We start from the raw sequence: 15,744 nt of genomic DNA, 5'->3' as shown, positions 1-15,744 counted from the left end.
GCATCAAAACGAAAAGCCCGCGATCGTTGGACCACGGACCGTAAACACTTGTCAGAAGGCAAAAAAGAACCGCCGTGGTGGAGGGGAACCACGGCGGTCTTTTACTCGAAACGATGCGGCAGCCCGGAGAGGGGGGATAGGCTGCCGCAATTGTCCGGGATAGGCGGGGGACGGGCCTTGCTCCGGACTCGGCGAAAACTGCCGATGACCTTTATTTGTGTCTCGGATCGTGGCGTTTCAAGGGCACAAAAATTACACTTTTGTAACATAGCCGTGAGCGCCGAGGCAAACAGCAGCAGGACCTATCGGCAGGCAGGCTCTGTCAGCATGTCGCCGCAACACCTGTTGGAAGCCCGCCTTTGCCATGGACCGCGCCGTCCTGCCGCGCTATCCCTGCCGGCATGAAAAAAGGCGACCATCTCTTCCTTATCGACGGCTCCGGCTACATCTTTCGCGCCTATCATGCGCTGCCGCCGCTGACCCGCAAATCCGATGGGCTGCCGGTCGGCGCGGTCTCCGGCTTCTGCAACATGTTGTGGAAGCTGATGCAGGACGCCCGCAACACCGATGTAGGCATCGTGCCGACGCATTTAGCGGTCATTTTCGATTATTCGTCGAAAACCTTCCGCAATGATCTTTACCCGGAATACAAGGCCAACCGCAACGCACCGCCCGAAGACCTGATCCCGCAATTCGGTCTGATCCGCCAGGCAACCGTGGCCTTCAACCTGCCTTGCATCGAGATCGAAGGCTACGAGGCCGACGACCTCATCGCCACTTATGCCAGGCTGGCGTGCGAGGCCGGCGGCGACACCACTATCATCTCCTCTGACAAGGATCTGATGCAGCTGGTCGGACCCACGGTCGGCATGTACGACCCGATGAAGGACCGCCAGATCGGCATCCCCGAAGTCATCGAGAAATGGGGCGTGCCGCCGGAAAAGATGATAGACCTGCAGGCGCTGACCGGCGACTCCGTCGACAATGTGCCGGGCGTACCCGGCATCGGGCCGAAAACGGCGGCGCAGCTTCTGGAACAGTTCGGCGACCTTGACGGGCTGCTCGCCCGGGCCAGCGAGATCAAGCAGGACAAGAGGCGCGAATCCATCATCGCCAATGCCGACAAGGCGCGCATATCGCGCCAGCTGGTGACGCTGAAGAACGACGTGCCGGTGACCGACGGGCTCGACGATTTCGTGCTGCATGCGCCGGATGGGCCGAAGCTGATCGGCTTTCTCAAAACCATGGAATTCACCTCGCTGACCCGCCGTGTGGCCGAGGCGACCAGCACCGAAGCCGGCGATGTGCAGGCTGTCGCCGTCACCGTCGAGCGCGCCGACACCGCGCACGGCCCCGATGTCGGCTCCGGCACACCGGTGCCTGCGGCAACACAGGATGAAGCCAAATCCGAAACCGCAAGGGCCGGGGACGCGCCTTCGCTGCTTGCCGCACTTCGCCTGGAAACGGCCGCCGCGGCCAAAATCGATCCTGCCGCCTATGTCGCCATCCGCGACACGGCAACGCTCAAGACCTGGCTGGCCCAAGCCAAGGAGACCGGAACCGTCGCCTTCGACACCGAAACCACGTCTTCCGATCCGATGCTGGCCGACCTCATCGGTTTCTCCCTGGCGATCGGCCCCGGCCGCGCCGCCTATGTGCCGCTCGCCCACAAGAGCGGCGCTGGCGACCTGCTCGGCGGCGGCACGCTGGAGAACCAGATTCCGGTCCGCGAGGCGCTGGCGCTGCTGAAGCCGTTGCTGGAAGACAAATCGGTGCTCAAGATCGCCCAGGACGCCAAATACGACATCGTCGTCATGAGCCGCCACGGCATCGATATCGCACCCTTCGACGACACGATGTTGATTTCCTATGTGCTCGACGCCGGCACCGGCCACCACACTTTGTCCTCGCTTGCCGACAAATGGCTCGGCCATGCCACGACGCCGCTCAAGGATCTCGCCGGTTCCGGCAGAAGCTCGGTCGGGTTCGAGCAGGTCGACATCGACCGGGCGACCGCCTACGCCGCCGGCCATGCCGACGTAGCGCTGCGGCTATGGCAGGTGCTGAAGCCGCGACTTGCCGCCAAGGGCCTGGTTTCGGTCTATGAGCGGCTGGAACGGCCGCTGGTGCCGGTGCTGGCGCGGATGGAACAGCGCGGCATCTCGGTCGACCGCCAGATCCTGTCGCGGCTCTCCGGCGAGCTGGCGCAAGGCGCTGCACGGCTGGAGGAGGAGATCTACGGCCTTGTCGGCGAGCGCATCAACATCGGGTCGCCAAAGCAACTCGGCGACATCCTGTTCGGCCGCATGGGCCTGCCCGGCGGCTCCAAGACCAAGACCGGGCAATGGTCGACCTCCGCGCAGCTTCTGGAAGACCTCGCCGCCGAAGGCCACGAACTGCCGCGCAAGATCGTCGACTGGCGCCAGCTGACCAAGCTGAAATCGACCTACACCGACGCGCTGCCCGGCTTCATCCATCCCGACACCAGGCGCGTGCACACATCGTATGCGCTGGCCGCAACGACGACGGGCCGGCTGTCCTCCTCCGATCCCAATCTGCAGAACATCCCGGTGCGCACCGCGGAGGGACGCAAGATCAGGACGGCCTTCATCGCCGACAAGGGCCAGAAACTGGTCTCGGCCGACTACAGCCAGATCGAACTGCGCGTGCTTGCCCACGTCGCCGAGATCCCGCAGTTGAAGCAGGCCTTCGCCAATGGCGCCGACATCCACGCCATCACCGCCTCGGAAATGTTCAACGTGCCGGTCGAAGGCATGCCTTCCGAAGTGCGCCGCCGCGCCAAGGCGATCAATTTCGGCATCATCTACGGCATCTCGGCCTTTGGGCTGGCCAACCAGCTGTCGATCCCGCGCGAGGAGGCCGGCGCCTACATCAAGAAATACTTCGAGCGTTTCCCCGGCATCCGCGACTATATCGAGGCAACAAAAGCCTATGCCCGCGAGCATGGCTTCGTCGAAACCATCTTCGGCCGCCGCATCCACTATCCTGAGATCCGGTCGTCAAACCCGTCGATCCGTGCCTTCAACGAGCGCGCCTCGATCAACGCCAGGCTGCAAGGCACCGCTGCCGATATCATCCGCCGCGCCATGGTGCATATGGACGAGGCGCTGGAAAAGGCCGGCCTGTCCGCCCGCATGCTCTTGCAGGTGCATGACGAATTGATCTTCGAGACGGTTGAAGCGGAAGTCGAGGCGACGATCCCCGTGGTGCGCAGGGTGATGGAGAACGCGCCGATGCCGGCCATCTCGATGTCGGTGCCGCTGCATGTCGATGCCCGCGCAGCGAACAACTGGGACGAGGCGCATTAGCGCCGGATACGCCGCGATCCTTCACACCCCCCTCTGCCCTGCCGGGCATCTCCCCCGCAAGGGGGGAGATCAGCCGCCACTTCCGGTTTCGCCAATCTCCGACGTTGCTGCAATGGGCGCAGCGCTTGAACTGCCAATCTCCCCCCTTGCGGGGGAGATGTCCGGCAGGACAGAGGGGGTGCTGTCCCGCCAGCGTCGAAACGTTAGGCAGCCTCAGCCAGGCACTTGGCACACGTCCCTCGAAACTCGATCACCGCCTTCTTCGCAGCAAACCCGGTCGAGCGCACCCATTCGTCCAGCCGATGGTCGACGTCATGGTCGGACATCTCCATCACCTGCCCGCATGTGTCGCAGATAGCGAAGGCTGTCATCGAATGCGTATGGTCGTGCGGTTCGGCGCAGGCGACGAAGGAGTTGAGGCTTTCCAACCGGTGCACGAAGCCTGACTTCACCAGGCTGTCGAGCGCCCGGTAAACCTGTAGCGGCGCGCGGAAACCGCGCTCGCGCAGCTGGTCGAGAAGCGTATAGGCGCTGAGCGGTCCGCTGGCGGCCTCGAGCTTTTCGAGCACGCTCAGCTGATTCTTCGTCAGCACATCCCTTGCCGCCATGATCCCGTTTTCCGATCGTTTAGAGCATGATGCCGAAAAGTGTGGAGCGGTTCTCGGACGACATCGTTCCATCTGTTTGATCCAGCGCCGCTCGCAAATCATTTCTGCCATGCGACGGTCTCAATTCTCTTGAGATAGCGATGAAGCAGGCTTTTTGCCACTGTTTCCGTTATCGCCATCGACACCATGACCACCACCGCCGATTGACGGCACCGACCACATTCAAAATACTGACAAAATTCGCGACGAAAGGTGCCGCACTTGCAAATTCGATCGGGCTTGGGGAAGCAATTATGATCAAACTGACACGACGGACGCTGCTCGTCGGCACGTCGGCGCTTGTGGCTGCCGGTACGGTTTCGTTCCGCGCTCTCGCCGCCTCGCGCACCTATCACGCGCTGCTGGTTGCCTGCACCGACTATCCGAACCTGCCGCAGAAGAACTGGCTGATCGGGCCGAAGAACGATGCCGGCCTGGTGCGCGACTATCTCCTGAAGAACACGCCCGATCCGGTGAAGTTCTCGGCCGAGAATGTGATCCTGCTCGCCAAGGACGTCGAAGGCGCCAACGGCCCGCCGACGCATGCGGCGATCAAGGCCGCCCTTGCCGACCTCGCCGGCAAGGTGCAACGCGACGATTTCGTCTATCTGCATCTGTCGGGCCACGGCGCCCAGCAGCCGCAAGCCAAGGCCGGTGACGAGACCGACGGCCTCGACGAGATTTTCCTGCCGTCCGATATCGACAAATGGATCAACCGCGAAGAGGGCGTGCCGAACGCGCTGGTCGACAACGAGGTCGGCGCCGCACTCGACGCCATCCGCGACAAGGGCGCCTTTGTCTGGGTGGTGTTCGACTGCTGCCATTCGGGCACCGCGACGCGCGCCGCGGAAGTCGATGACGAACTGGAGCGCAAGGTCGAGTTCGCCGACCTCGTCGGCGGCGACAACGCGGCGAGAGCAGCGGCGGTGAAGGCCTATGACGACATCTCGGCAAGCGCATCGCGCGGTTTCGACGAGAATGGCGGCCGCAAGCCGGCCTTCAACCTGACGCCGACCGGCGCAGAGCCGATCGCCAGGGGCAAGCTGGTCGCCTTCTATGCCGCGCAGACGGTCGAGACGACGCCGGAAATGCCGCTGCCCAAGGGCACGCCCGACGCGCCGCGCTTCGGCCTGTTCACCTTCACCATCCTGTCGAAATTGGCCGAGAACCCCAACGTCACCTATCGCCAGCTCGGCCAGGCCGTGCTGCAGCAATATTCGGCCGACGGCCGCACAAGGCCGACGCCCCTGTTCGAGGGCGAACTGGACGCCCGCGTGTTCGGCACCGACAAGACCGACGCCGTCATGCAATGGCCGATTGCCGTCAAGGACGGCGATGTCGCGATCGGCGCCGGGCTGCTGCAGGGTCTGACCCCCGGCAGCAAGCTCGCCATTTTGCCTTCGGCGCTGTCGAAGCTCTCCGACGCCGTCGGCTATCTCGAAGTGAAATTGGCAAAAAACCTCGAAAGCCAGCTCGCACCGGTCGAATTCGACGGCAAGCCGGCGCTTGCGCCGACGGCGGTGCCCGCCGGCGCCTATGCGCGCGTTGCCGAACTCGCAGTCGACTACAAGCTGCTGGTGGCAAAGCCGGCGCCGACCGCAGGGCTCGATAAAGAAACCGAGCTGGTCAATTCGGTTCTGGACGAATTGGTGGCGAAGCCGAAGTCCGGCTTCCACATCGCGCTGGTCGAGCCCGGCAAGAGCGCCGATCTGCGGCTTGCGGTGCTGCGCGAAAAATCCATGGACGGCGCTGCCGCCAACGCCAGCGACGAACCGGCGCTGTGGTTCCTGCCGGCGTCCGGCGACATCAGCTTGAAGGACGGCAGCAAGCCGCCGCGCATCGTCATCCATCAGGATGGCCGCGACAAGCTTGCGGAAAACACAGCCAAGAACCTGACCACGATCTTCCGCGCCACCGGCCTGTCGCGGCTCGCCGCGGCGTCCGACTACCGGCCGGACGAGGTCAGCGTCCAGTTCCTGATCAAGCGCCAGGACAGCGATGTGCTGGAGCCGATCGAATCCTCGACGGTGCCGCGCGTTTCGCCGGGCGATCAGGTACACATTGCGGCCAAGAACGGGTCCGACGAGTTCGTCGACATCAACGTGCTCTACATCGGCAGCGACTATTCGATCACCCATATCGTCGCCGAGCGGCTGGCGCCGATCAACCAGCAGGCCGATCAGGGCCTGAAGGAAGGGCTGCTCGCCTTCACCGACACCAGCTTCGGCATGGAGCGCATGATTGCCGTGCTGACCGAGGCGCCGCCGCAGAGCGAGAAAGAGGATCTGAGCTTTCTTGCCCAGGAAGGCGTGCGCGCCGTGACGCGTGCCGCATCGGGAACGCCTGGTTTTTCCGACATGCTGGCCGACATCGGCATGGCGCCGGCGACGCGCTCGGTGATGCGGCTTGCCGACGAGAGCGGTCCCAAAGGCGCGGTGATGATCTTCCCGATGGAGACGGTGCCCCGCGCCTGACCTGACATCGCTTCGCCGGCTCTTGCCGGCGTGATATATGAACATTCCCGGCTCGCGACACTTCTATGCGCCGCGGCTGAATGCAACAGATGAGGACATCAGTGACTATCCCCGTGCTCTCCTGGCGTGCAGCGACGGCCGGCCTTGCCGGAAGCCTGTTGCTGGTTGCCAGCGCCTCGGCGGACGAGAATTGCGGCCTGTGCGCCAAGCAGATCGTCACCAACTCCGAGCTCGCCACCTGCTTTCTCGACCAGTACGACCAGATCGCCAAGACCGGCAACACGGCCGTTGTCGTCGATCTCTCCAGCTGCGCCTCGCGCGGCGTGGTCGAGCCCTTGCCGTCACCCAGCAAGGCGGCTGCCGAACCGGACGTGCAGTTCATGATTTCGCGCACGCAGCTCGATTGCCTGAAAAAGAAGCTGGAGACACCCGGCATCGTGCTCGATCCCACCGCCATTATCCGACTGGACAGCTGCGGATGAAAAAGCCGGGGGGCACTGCAACGCAAAAATCGCCAGCCACATCGGCGCCGGCACCGGCCAAGAAGCCGGCGACCTTGCCCGAAACCACCGAAGGCTTTCCGTGGCCGAGCAGTCACGAGATCAAGAAGGAAGCCAACCCGTTCACCGACCGCGACTGGCGCATGCTGATCTATGCCTGGTCGGGTCTCGCCGTGCGCCTGGCGATCGTCTTCACCTTGGGCTTCTCGGTCTTCCAGTTTCTGGCAAACCAGGAACAGAAGCGCGTCGAGCAGACGATGTCGCTGGTCGAGCTTTGGGAAAGCAAGGATTTTCAGCAGGCGCAGCGCGCGCTCAAGGAGCGCCTCTCGTCGCTCAACGCCAAATACGACAATCTGCTCAGCGCCACGCCGTCGCCGACCGAGGAACGGGTCTTCCGGCAACGCATTGGCATTGAGGCGATGACTGCCGGCGGCGGCACCATGCCGATCGCCGATTTCAACGACAATTTTGATCGCATCGTCTATTTCCTCAATCGTCTCTCCATCTGCGTTGAGGGCAAGCTCTGTTCGCGCGATGTCGCCGATGCCTATTTCCGCGACTATGCGGTGTCGTTCTGGAGCTATTTTGCCGGCTACATCGAAAAAGAGCGCAAGGCCGGTTCCGCCAGTTATGCCCAGGCGATCGAGAATTATGTGCGTCACGGGTCGGCGCCGCCCGCCGACTCCAAATAGCGGCGCAACAAGGTGCCGGGCAGCTCCCATCCCTTGCGTGCTATCCGGTGGCTAATCCTGGTCGGTCTTCTGGCGTTAACGTCAACCGCCGGTGCCGAGGACCTCGATTTCCACCTCGATCTCAACACCGGCGGCCACAGCGCCAGGGTCACCGACCTTGCCTTCACGCCGGACGGCGAGGAACTGGTCTCCGCATCTGACGACAAGACCATCCGCATCTGGGACTGGCAGAGCGGGGTGACGCTGCGCACCATTCGCGGCTATCTTGGCAATGGCAATGACGGCAAGGTCTTTGCGATTGCCGTGTCGCCGGATGGCAAGACGATCGCCGCCGGCGGTTATTTCGGCGCCGGCATCGGCGACAAGCCCCCTTATGGCGATATCAGGCTGTTCGATTTCGCCACCGGCAGGATCAAAACCGTGCTCAAGGCCGCCGACTATGCCATCTATGATGTCGCCTTTTCACCCGACGGAAACACGCTCGCCGCCGGCGGTGGCGATGGTTTCGTCTACCTCTGGCGGGCGGACGACAAATCCGCGTCGGGCTGGACGCTGGCGGAAAAATTCGATGCCGATTCCTGGCGTGTGGAAAAGCTCGCCTTCGCCGCTGCGGGAACCCGGCTGGCAGCGACGACCACCGACAATGGCATCCGGCTCTGGGACGTCGCCAAGTCAGAGGAAATCGCTTTGCCCGCCGAGGCCGAACCGCTGCGCGATGTCGGCGTCGCCGCACTCGCCGTGTCATTGGATGGCAGCCTGTTCGCCACCGGCAGCAAGGACGGCGACGTCCAGCTCTGGCAGGCCAGCACCGGCAAATTCGTCCGCGCCATGCCGAAGCAGGATTTCCAGATCGGCGCTCTGAGCTTCGCGACGGGTTCGCGGCTTGTGGCGTCATGCAGCTATCGCTGCGCCGACAAGCATCGCTCGGTGGTCTGGAATACCGACAGCGGCGAGCAACTGCTCGACTATAACGGCCATGACGGCACGGTCTTTGCTGGCGCCGGCAATGCCGACGGCTCGCTGGTGGCGACAGCCGGCGGCACCCGCAACGCCATCCAGGTCTGGAACCCCATGACCGGCGAGCGCAAGGCGCTGCTGCAAGGGGTCGGCGAACCGGTGACGGCGATCGGGATCGATGCGGCGAGCAGCTCCATCGCTTGGGGCAACACCAACCCCTGCCCTGAACGCGTGTCCTGTCCCGAGCTGCAGGGCACGCTGGACAAGGTGCTGGCGCTACCGACGGCCGAGCGGTTCTTCGAGGACCCGGTGGCGTTTGCGGAACAGGGCGCCTATGCCCGCGCGGCACTCGCAGAGGGTGAGTGGTCGCTCCGTGCTGCCCCCGGCGGCAAGGACGGCCTGGAGAATGCCGTGCTCGAAATCGCGAGCGGCGGAAAGGTGATGCACAGCATCGAGAATGCCGCCACCAATGGCTTCGTCCATTCGGCTTACACGCTGATCGGCAATGGGCTTGGCCTGATCACCGGCGGCAGCGACGGCACGCTGTTGGAATACAAAACCGCGACCGCCGAGCTATCGGGTGAATTCACCGGCCACACCGGCGAGATCAACGCCATGGTTGCCGCCGAGAAGGAAGGGCTGTTGGTCACCGGCAGCGCCGACCAGACCGTGCGGCTGTGGAATTTGAAGACACACAAACTGATAGTGTCGATGTTCTTCGCCGGCTCCGAATGGATCGCCTGGATGCCGCAGGGCTACTATTATTCCTCCGCCGACGGCGACAAGTTGATAGGCTGGCACGTCAATCAGGGTCGCGACCACGAAGGGCGTTTCATCAGCGCCGGCCAGCTGAAAAAATATCTCTGGAGCCCGGAAATGGTGCGCCGGGCCATCATCCTGCGCAGCGCCGAACAGGCGGTTCAGGAAATGCGCCCCGGCGTCGACCGCCAGCTGGAAAAGCTGCTCGAGCGCAAACCGCCGGAATTCGGCATCAAGCTTGCCGCCGACCAGAGCAACGTCCGCGAGGGCTATGTCGCCGTCGAGATTTCGGGCGCGCAGGAAGCCGGCGCCGATGTCGCCGGATTTTCGATCCTGTCGAACAGCCGCAATGTCGGCAATGTCACGGCGCGCTCGGCCGATGGCGGCAAGAGCACCATCGTCGAAGTGCCGGTCGAGAATGGCGAAAATACCATTCGCATCACCGGCACCAACGAGTTCGGCTATCTGACCGAGCGCAGTGTCACAGCACTTGGCAGGAAAACCGAAAAGCCCGCCAACAAGGGCAAGCTCTACGTCGCCGTGATCGGCGTCGACAAATATCCTTTCCTCACCGATGCATGCGCCGGCCACGCCTGCGATCTGCGCTATCCCGTCGATGACGCCACCGAATTCCTCAAGGTGATCTCGCAGAAATCCGCGCCCTTGTTTTCGGCGATGGAGACGCTGGTTCTGGTCAACCGCGAAGCGCTGGATGAGGCGCCCGATTCCGGCAAGGACGTGTTCAAGGTCGCCAGCGCCGACACCATCCTGGAACCGGATTCCGACACGATCAACGACCAGCTCGCCGACTTTCTCGACAGACCCGGCGAGAACGACACCACCATCATTTTCGTCGCCGGTCACGGCATCAACATCGACGAAGATTATTATTTCATCCCCACGGACGGCCGCAAACAGGATGCCGACCGCTGGAAGCGCTCCTCGCTGGTCGACTGGGGCGACATCCAGAAATCGGTTGAGCGGGCCAAGGGCATGCGCTTCATGCTGCTCGACACCTGCCACGCCGCCAACGCCTTCAACCCGCGCCTGGAAAAAGACGCGCAGGACGCACGCATCGTCGTCTTCTCGGCCACCGCTGCCAACAACACCGCCGCCGAACTGCCCGAGCTCGGCCATGGCGTCTTCACCTATTCGATCCTCGAAGGCCTGCGCGGCCGGGCCAAGACCTCCGACGGCGGCGTGACGCTGTTCGGCCTCGCCGACTACATCTCGCGCGAAGTGCTGCGGCTGACCGCGTCCAAGCAGAAGCCGTTCTACTATGTCGGCGGCGTGGAGAACATTGTGCTGGCTGAGCCGTGAGAGGTCGGCACCCAGGCACCCGCCTCTGGCCTGCCGGCCATCTCCCCCGCAAGGGGGGAGATCAGTCTCTTCATTGCTGGAGATCTATTTTCAAGGTTGGTGATTGGCGAAAGTCGAGGCGACATCCAATCTCCCCCCTTGCGGGGGAGATGTCCGGCAGGACAGCGGGGGGTGCCTGGGCACGGACCAGCATTCTGATCTTTGCCACCGCCTTGCTTATCCTCTCAGTGCTTCAAGCGTCTGCCGCCCCCATCACCTGCCCGCCCGGCGACACAAACTTCCCGTCCTTCTACTCCGACCCCACACTCTTCACCGACGCCATCGCCGCCGTCGCCAGAATCGAGCCGTCCAACCAACGCCTCACCGGCATCACAGTCCCCCACCACCTGCTCGTCGCAGATCTCGTCGCACTCGGTTTCCACGCCGCGTCCGGCTTCCGCTACAAGCGCATCGTCATCCTGTCGCCGGACCATTTCCATAAGACGCAGAAACTCTTCGCCACCACGACGCGCGGCTTCGACACTGTGCTTGGCCCGGTCCTGGCCGACACGGCAGCCCTGCGCCTTATCCAGGCGAACAGCGAGATGGTCGAGGACTCCTGCCTCTTCGCCAAGGAGCACGGCGTTCAAGCCATGCTGCCCTTCCTGCACCATTATTTTCCCGAGGCAACCATCGTGCCGGTGGCGATGTCGGTCAAGGCGAAGCGCGGCGACTGGGACCGGCTGGCGCAGGCGCTGAAAGCGATCGTCGACAAGGACACGCTGATCGTCGAATCCACCGATTTCTCACATTATCTGCCGCAGCACGAAGCCAGGCGTTTCGACCAGCAGACGCTGAACATGCTCGCCGCCGGTTCGCTCGACGGCATCACGGCGCTGCGCCAGCCGGATCACGCCGATTCGGTCGGTGCGCTCTATATCCAGACCAGGCTGCAGCGCGAACTGTTCGGTGCTGCGCCGCTGGTCGTCGCCAACGAGAACTCGCAGGCGCATTCAAGCGACTATGTCGAGCGCACCACCAGCTATGTCGTGGCGCTGTTCGGCGCCTTCGGCCCCGGCTTGAACAATCCTGCCCGTCCCGACGACAAGCTCTATTATTTCGCCGGCGACGTGAATTTCGGTCGCGCCATGATGAGGATCGTGGTCCGCGACGGTGTTGCCGAGAAGATCGTCGACAGCGTGCTGGCCCTGACCCGCTCGCGGCCGCTGATCGTCAATCTCGAAGGCGTGATCCTGCCCAACGTCCCTGAGGCGATCGACGACATGACGCTGGCCATGCCCGCAGACCTCGCCATCGACATGCTCAAGAAATTGCATGTCGCCGCTGTCAGCCTCGCCAACAATCACGCCTACGACCTCGGCCCGTCAGGCTATGCCGAGACGCTGGCCGCACTCGATGCGGCCGGCATCGCCCATTTCGGCCAGGGCGAGACGCTGGCGCTTGCCGATCTCGACTTGGTCGGGCTGACCGACATCGATACCAACGGCTCCAGGAACACCGACCTTCTGACGCCTGCTTTGCTCGACCGGCTGCTGCACGACAATGCCGAGCGGCCGGTGATTGCCTTCGTCCATTGGGGCCGCGAGTACAAGACGGAGCCGTCGCCGCACGAGGAGATGCTTGCCGACCAGATGCGGCTGCGCGGTGTCACGGCAATCGTCGGCGGTCATCCACATGTATCGAGCGAGGCGATCCTGCCGCTCGGCGGTGGCGATGTTGCGGAGATCTATTCGCTCGGCAATTTCCTGTTCGACCAGAAAGCCGAACGATCGTCCGGGTCGATGCTGGAACTCAGGGTGTTCAGCCAGGGCACGATCTTTGCCCGGCTGATCCCGCTGCCCAATTTTTTCGAGATGGGCTCGAAATGACGCGATTCCCGAAAGGACGTGACAGGACCTCAACAGCCTTGCAGATCTTCCGGCAGATAGCAGACCGCCGGCTTGGTGCTGGTTTCGAACAGCGACTGCTTCGGCCTGAAATAGAAGAACGTGGCCGGCTTGCTCTCGCGTGTGCTGCCATCGGCGAAATGGGCGGCGATGCTGAAGCGATGGATCGACGACATTGACGACCACATTTTCAGCCGTGCCGTGTAGGCGCTGAGATTCTTGTTGCCGCGCACCGGCATGGGGATGCTGTAATCGGTCTTGCCGATCGGAAATTCGATGTTCTGGTAGCGCAGCGCTTCGGGCGACGCGCCGCCGCCATCGCCGCATTCGGCGAGCGATTCTGGGACCTCGATGCTGACCAGCGAGACGATGACGCGAAACGGCTCGCTCTGCTGGTAGACAGCGCCCTGATCGTCCGCCCAGGAATAATCGAGCTTGCCAATCCCGGTCACGCTCATTTTCTCGACGCTGCCGCTGATGTAATCGGCAACGTCGCCGAATTTGACCTTGTTGGCCACCTGGGCGCGGCAGACATCCAGGCTGTCCCTTGACGGGCAAGTGAAGCGCTCGGTCTCGAGCGTGGTTGTGTCGACGCCGGCTTCAGTCAGCACGTCCTTGATCGAGACGTCGACGCCATCGCCGAAAGTGCCGATGTCCTTCGTGAACATGCGGCTCGGCTCGCCGGTCGCGTTGTCCTGCTCGTCGGTCCTGGTGAACTGGATCGACATCTTCATGTCTTTCACGTCGCCCCAGCCATTGTTGACGATCGAGAAGTCGGGGCGGAAGCCGACGCAGCCATAGTGCTCGCTGATCGACAGCATCGGCTTGCGGTAGGCCTCGCTCGCGGCCACCTTCATTTCCAGGCTGTCGATCTTGACCCTCGACCGGTCGGTGGTCTTGAGGTCGACTTCGGCGAAGGCCGGCGCCGTCTCCCAGTCCATGCCTTCATAGACATTGCCGGTACGAATCTCTCCGGTGCCGTTCCAGGCATCGTTGTACTGGTCCGACACCGGATAGATCGCGATGTCTTCGTCGCGCACCAGATGCTGGTACTGCATGTCGGCCTGCTGCGTCATGCGCTGGTCGACGGCAATGCCGATCTCGACCTTGTCGGCGGAACCGCCGCCGGTCTGCGCCTTGAGCAACCCGCCCACTCTGGCATCGGCCAGCACGTCGGGGCGCGCACCGCCGATCTCCTTGCCCATCGCCCATTGCGACCAGTAGACGGTGCCGCCGGACAGCCGGGTGCGGCCCTTGCCGTCCTTCAGCCCATCGGCAAAAGAGCCGACGAATATCTCGCCTGTCTTCGTCTCCAGCCTGCCCTCGCCATTCGGCACACCGGCCCTGAATTGCCCTTCATAGCGATTGCCGTCGGCATCGACATGGATCGCATGGCCGTAGAGCTGGCCGGCGACCCAACGGCCGTCGAGAATCTCGCCTGAACGCAGCTCCAGCCGGCCTTGTCCTTCGGGGCGGCCATTCCTGATCTCGCCGAAATAGCTGGAATAGATCGTCTTGGGGTCATAGCTCGCCGAGCCGCGTACGCGCCAGACCAGCCTGCCCTTGCCGTTGACGGTGCCGTCGGCTGCGACGGTGCGGTCCGGCGACACGCCGGCTGCCGGCTCCCAGGTGAAATCAAGACCCAATTCCGGGTGGGAATCCCAGACCCGTACATTCTTGCGCAGCACCGAACGTGTTTCGCTTTTATAGAGGATTTGCACCCGCTCGGCCCAGGCGCCATCGGGTGTGGCACCGCCTTGATCGGCCATAGCGGAAAAGCATGTCAGTGCGGCCAGCATGGATGCAGCCGCCATCGCTTTGACTCCGAAGATCATTCTTGCCCGCGCCATCTTACCCAACCCCTTGGATCGCCTAGCGTAAGCACCGCTGTAACACAGTGCAAGAGAGGTGTTCCGATACAAAAAAACCGGCGGCAGGAACGTCCCGCCGCCGGTTTGCTAATGCTGTTTCTCGCCGCTGTTTGCCGGCGAAAGATCGGGCCTTATTTGTACAGGCTGTTGATCCACGCCACGTTGGCAGCGTTCAGGCGCACCGCTGTGTTGGCGTTGGGGCTTTCGGCCACGTTCACGCCGGTGACGACGCGCTGCTTGGCGCCATTGTCATAGGCGTAGACCGAGCTGCCGCTCGACCCCGGATAGGTGTCGCAGTCGTACTGGAAATACTCCGCGCCGATGTTTTCGGCTTTCACTTCGCAGGTCGCCTTCCACATCGTACCCATCGGCTTGTCGCCGGGGTAGCCAACGATGTTGGCGGTGAAATCGCCGAGGTTCTCATAGTTGGCATAACCCAGCCAGCCGAGATTGGTGCCGACATCCTGCTTCAGCGTGATGATGCCGAGGTCCCACGGAATGACCGAGCCGTAGTAACCCTGATAATTGTCGATGAAGCCCTGCAGGATGTAGACGCTCTCATAGCTGAAAGCGCCAAACGGTGCATCGTCGGCGGTGTTGCCGTTGAGCGACGGCACGAAGATGACGTCGTCGAGCCAAGCCTTGTCTTCATTGCTGTAGAGACAATGCGCGGCGGTGAGCACCGTGCGCGGACCGATCAAAGTCCCCGAACAGCTGCCGTAACCGCTCTTGGCTTTGCCTTCGATATAGCCGATCGCGGTGAACGGGTAGGTCTTGGTGTTCTTGATCTGCTCGCGGTCGTCGGCCCCGAACACCTGGCGGCCGGCTTCGTCGCCGCCCGTCAGTCCGGTCTTGTCGGCGTTCGGTGTGTTGGCGGGCGCGTTCAATTCCTTGATGACAAGGTCCTTCAGCGTCTCGCCTGCATCGATCTTGATGTCCTTGCCATCGGCGGAACGTCCGACGATGCCATAGGATTTGACCGCCGTGCCCTCGTCGGTCAGCGGCGCTGCCCGGCTGGCTTCATCTTCGGTCAGTTTCGGCGGAGCGATCGGCTTTGCCCGGCCGGGCTGGTAGTCGCCCGTTCCGAGATCGCGCATGCTTTCGCCATTGCCGGCATTCGCTGAGCCGGGTTCGGCGGCGAAGGCAGGCATCGTCCACAGTGCGGTGGATAGCAGTGCGGACGCAATGATAGTGCTTGTCAGTTTCGTCATGGTGAGACTCTCCCAAAAGTCAGCAAGGAGTGGAGCAAAATACAGAAATATTGTCGAGATCGTGGTGGAGTTAAAAAATTAGTTTGGTTACCCGCCCG

9 protein-coding genes are annotated in these 15,744 nt (G+C 62.9%); 6 read left to right on the top strand and 3 right to left on the bottom strand.

The annotated features are described in order from the left end of the window. Positions 1-401 precede the first annotated feature (401 nt). Positions 402-3,329 (top strand): DNA polymerase I, encoded by a 2,928-nt coding sequence (gene polA, locus NKH54_RS00470; protein WP_023700122.1) that lies wholly within the window; start codon positions 402-404, stop codon positions 3,327-3,329. A 203-nt stretch (positions 3,330-3,532) separates the two neighbouring features. Here polA and NKH54_RS00465 read toward each other — a convergent pair whose 3' ends face one another. Beyond that, positions 3,533-3,937, bottom strand: a complete 405-nt coding sequence (locus NKH54_RS00465; RefSeq protein WP_023669789.1) for a Fur family transcriptional regulator — start codon at positions 3,935-3,937, stop codon at positions 3,533-3,535. 293 nt (positions 3,938-4,230) lie between these two features. Here NKH54_RS00465 and NKH54_RS00460 point away from each other — a divergent pair, with 293 nt between their 5' ends. The 5 genes from NKH54_RS00460 to amrB all read left to right on the top strand — a co-directional run bounded on the left by NKH54_RS00460 (position 4,231) and on the right by amrB (position 12,546). Then, positions 4,231-6,450, top strand: a complete 2,220-nt coding sequence (locus NKH54_RS00460) for a caspase family protein (protein ID WP_352460452.1) — start codon at positions 4,231-4,233, stop codon at positions 6,448-6,450. A gap of 101 nt (positions 6,451-6,551) precedes the next feature. After that, positions 6,552-6,932 carry a hypothetical protein gene (locus tag NKH54_RS00455; protein ID WP_245261352.1) on the top strand — a complete coding sequence of 127 codons (381 nt, stop codon included), beginning with the start codon at positions 6,552-6,554 and terminating at the stop codon, positions 6,930-6,932. Beyond that, positions 6,929-7,642 (top strand): DUF4760 domain-containing protein, encoded by a 714-nt coding sequence (locus tag NKH54_RS00450; RefSeq protein ID WP_023700125.1) that lies wholly within the window; start codon positions 6,929-6,931, stop codon positions 7,640-7,642. Before NKH54_RS00455 ends, NKH54_RS00450 begins: the two co-directional genes overlap by 4 nt. A gap of 33 nt (positions 7,643-7,675) precedes the next feature. Next, positions 7,676-10,678, top strand: a complete 3,003-nt coding sequence (locus NKH54_RS00445) for a hypothetical protein (protein ID WP_353027531.1) — start codon at positions 7,676-7,678, stop codon at positions 10,676-10,678. A 149-nt stretch (positions 10,679-10,827) separates the two neighbouring features. After that, positions 10,828-12,546, top strand: coding sequence for an AmmeMemoRadiSam system protein B (gene amrB / locus NKH54_RS00440; protein ID WP_353027530.1), 1,719 nt, complete (start codon positions 10,828-10,830; stop codon positions 12,544-12,546). Between the two features lie 29 nt (positions 12,547-12,575). Here the strand turns inward: amrB and NKH54_RS00435 are convergent, their stop codons facing one another. Together NKH54_RS00435 and NKH54_RS00430 are read right to left on the bottom strand one after the other, a co-directional pair. Then, positions 12,576-14,378, bottom strand: coding sequence for an MORN repeat-containing protein (locus NKH54_RS00435; RefSeq protein ID WP_353027529.1), 1,803 nt, complete (start codon positions 14,376-14,378; stop codon positions 12,576-12,578). Positions 14,379-14,566: 188 nt separating this feature from the next. Next, complete coding sequence (locus tag NKH54_RS00430) at positions 14,567-15,646, bottom strand: trypsin-like serine peptidase (RefSeq protein ID WP_353027528.1); 1,080 nt, start codon at positions 15,644-15,646, stop codon at positions 14,567-14,569. Between the last annotated feature and the right edge of the window lie 98 nt (positions 15,647-15,744).

The organism is Mesorhizobium sp. M1004, from assembly GCF_040318795.1.
In the GTDB taxonomy this organism is placed as follows: domain Bacteria; phylum Pseudomonadota; class Alphaproteobacteria; order Rhizobiales; family Rhizobiaceae; genus Mesorhizobium.
This window is presented reverse-complemented; position numbering and strand designations above follow the sequence as displayed.

What these genes read in the sequence shown, in the direction of transcription:
- NKH54_RS00450 (WP_023700125.1), top strand. Translation starts at nt 6,929, where the DNA reads ATGAAAAAGCCGGGGGGCACTGCAACGCAAAAATCGCCAGCCACATCG.
- NKH54_RS00430 (WP_353027528.1), bottom strand. Translation starts at nt 15,646, where the DNA reads ATGACGAAACTGACAAGCACTATCATTGCGTCCGCACTGCTATCCACC.
- NKH54_RS00435 (WP_353027529.1), bottom strand. Translation starts at nt 14,378, where the DNA reads ATGGCGGCTGCATCCATGCTGGCCGCACTGACATGCTTTTCCGCTATG.
- NKH54_RS00460 (WP_352460452.1), top strand. Translation starts at nt 4,231, where the DNA reads ATGATCAAACTGACACGACGGACGCTGCTCGTCGGCACGTCGGCGCTT.
- NKH54_RS00465 (WP_023669789.1), bottom strand. Translation starts at nt 3,937, where the DNA reads ATGGCGGCAAGGGATGTGCTGACGAAGAATCAGCTGAGCGTGCTCGAA.
- polA (WP_023700122.1), top strand. Translation starts at nt 402, where the DNA reads ATGAAAAAAGGCGACCATCTCTTCCTTATCGACGGCTCCGGCTACATC.
- amrB (WP_353027530.1), top strand. Translation starts at nt 10,828, where the DNA reads ATGTCCGGCAGGACAGCGGGGGGTGCCTGGGCACGGACCAGCATTCTG.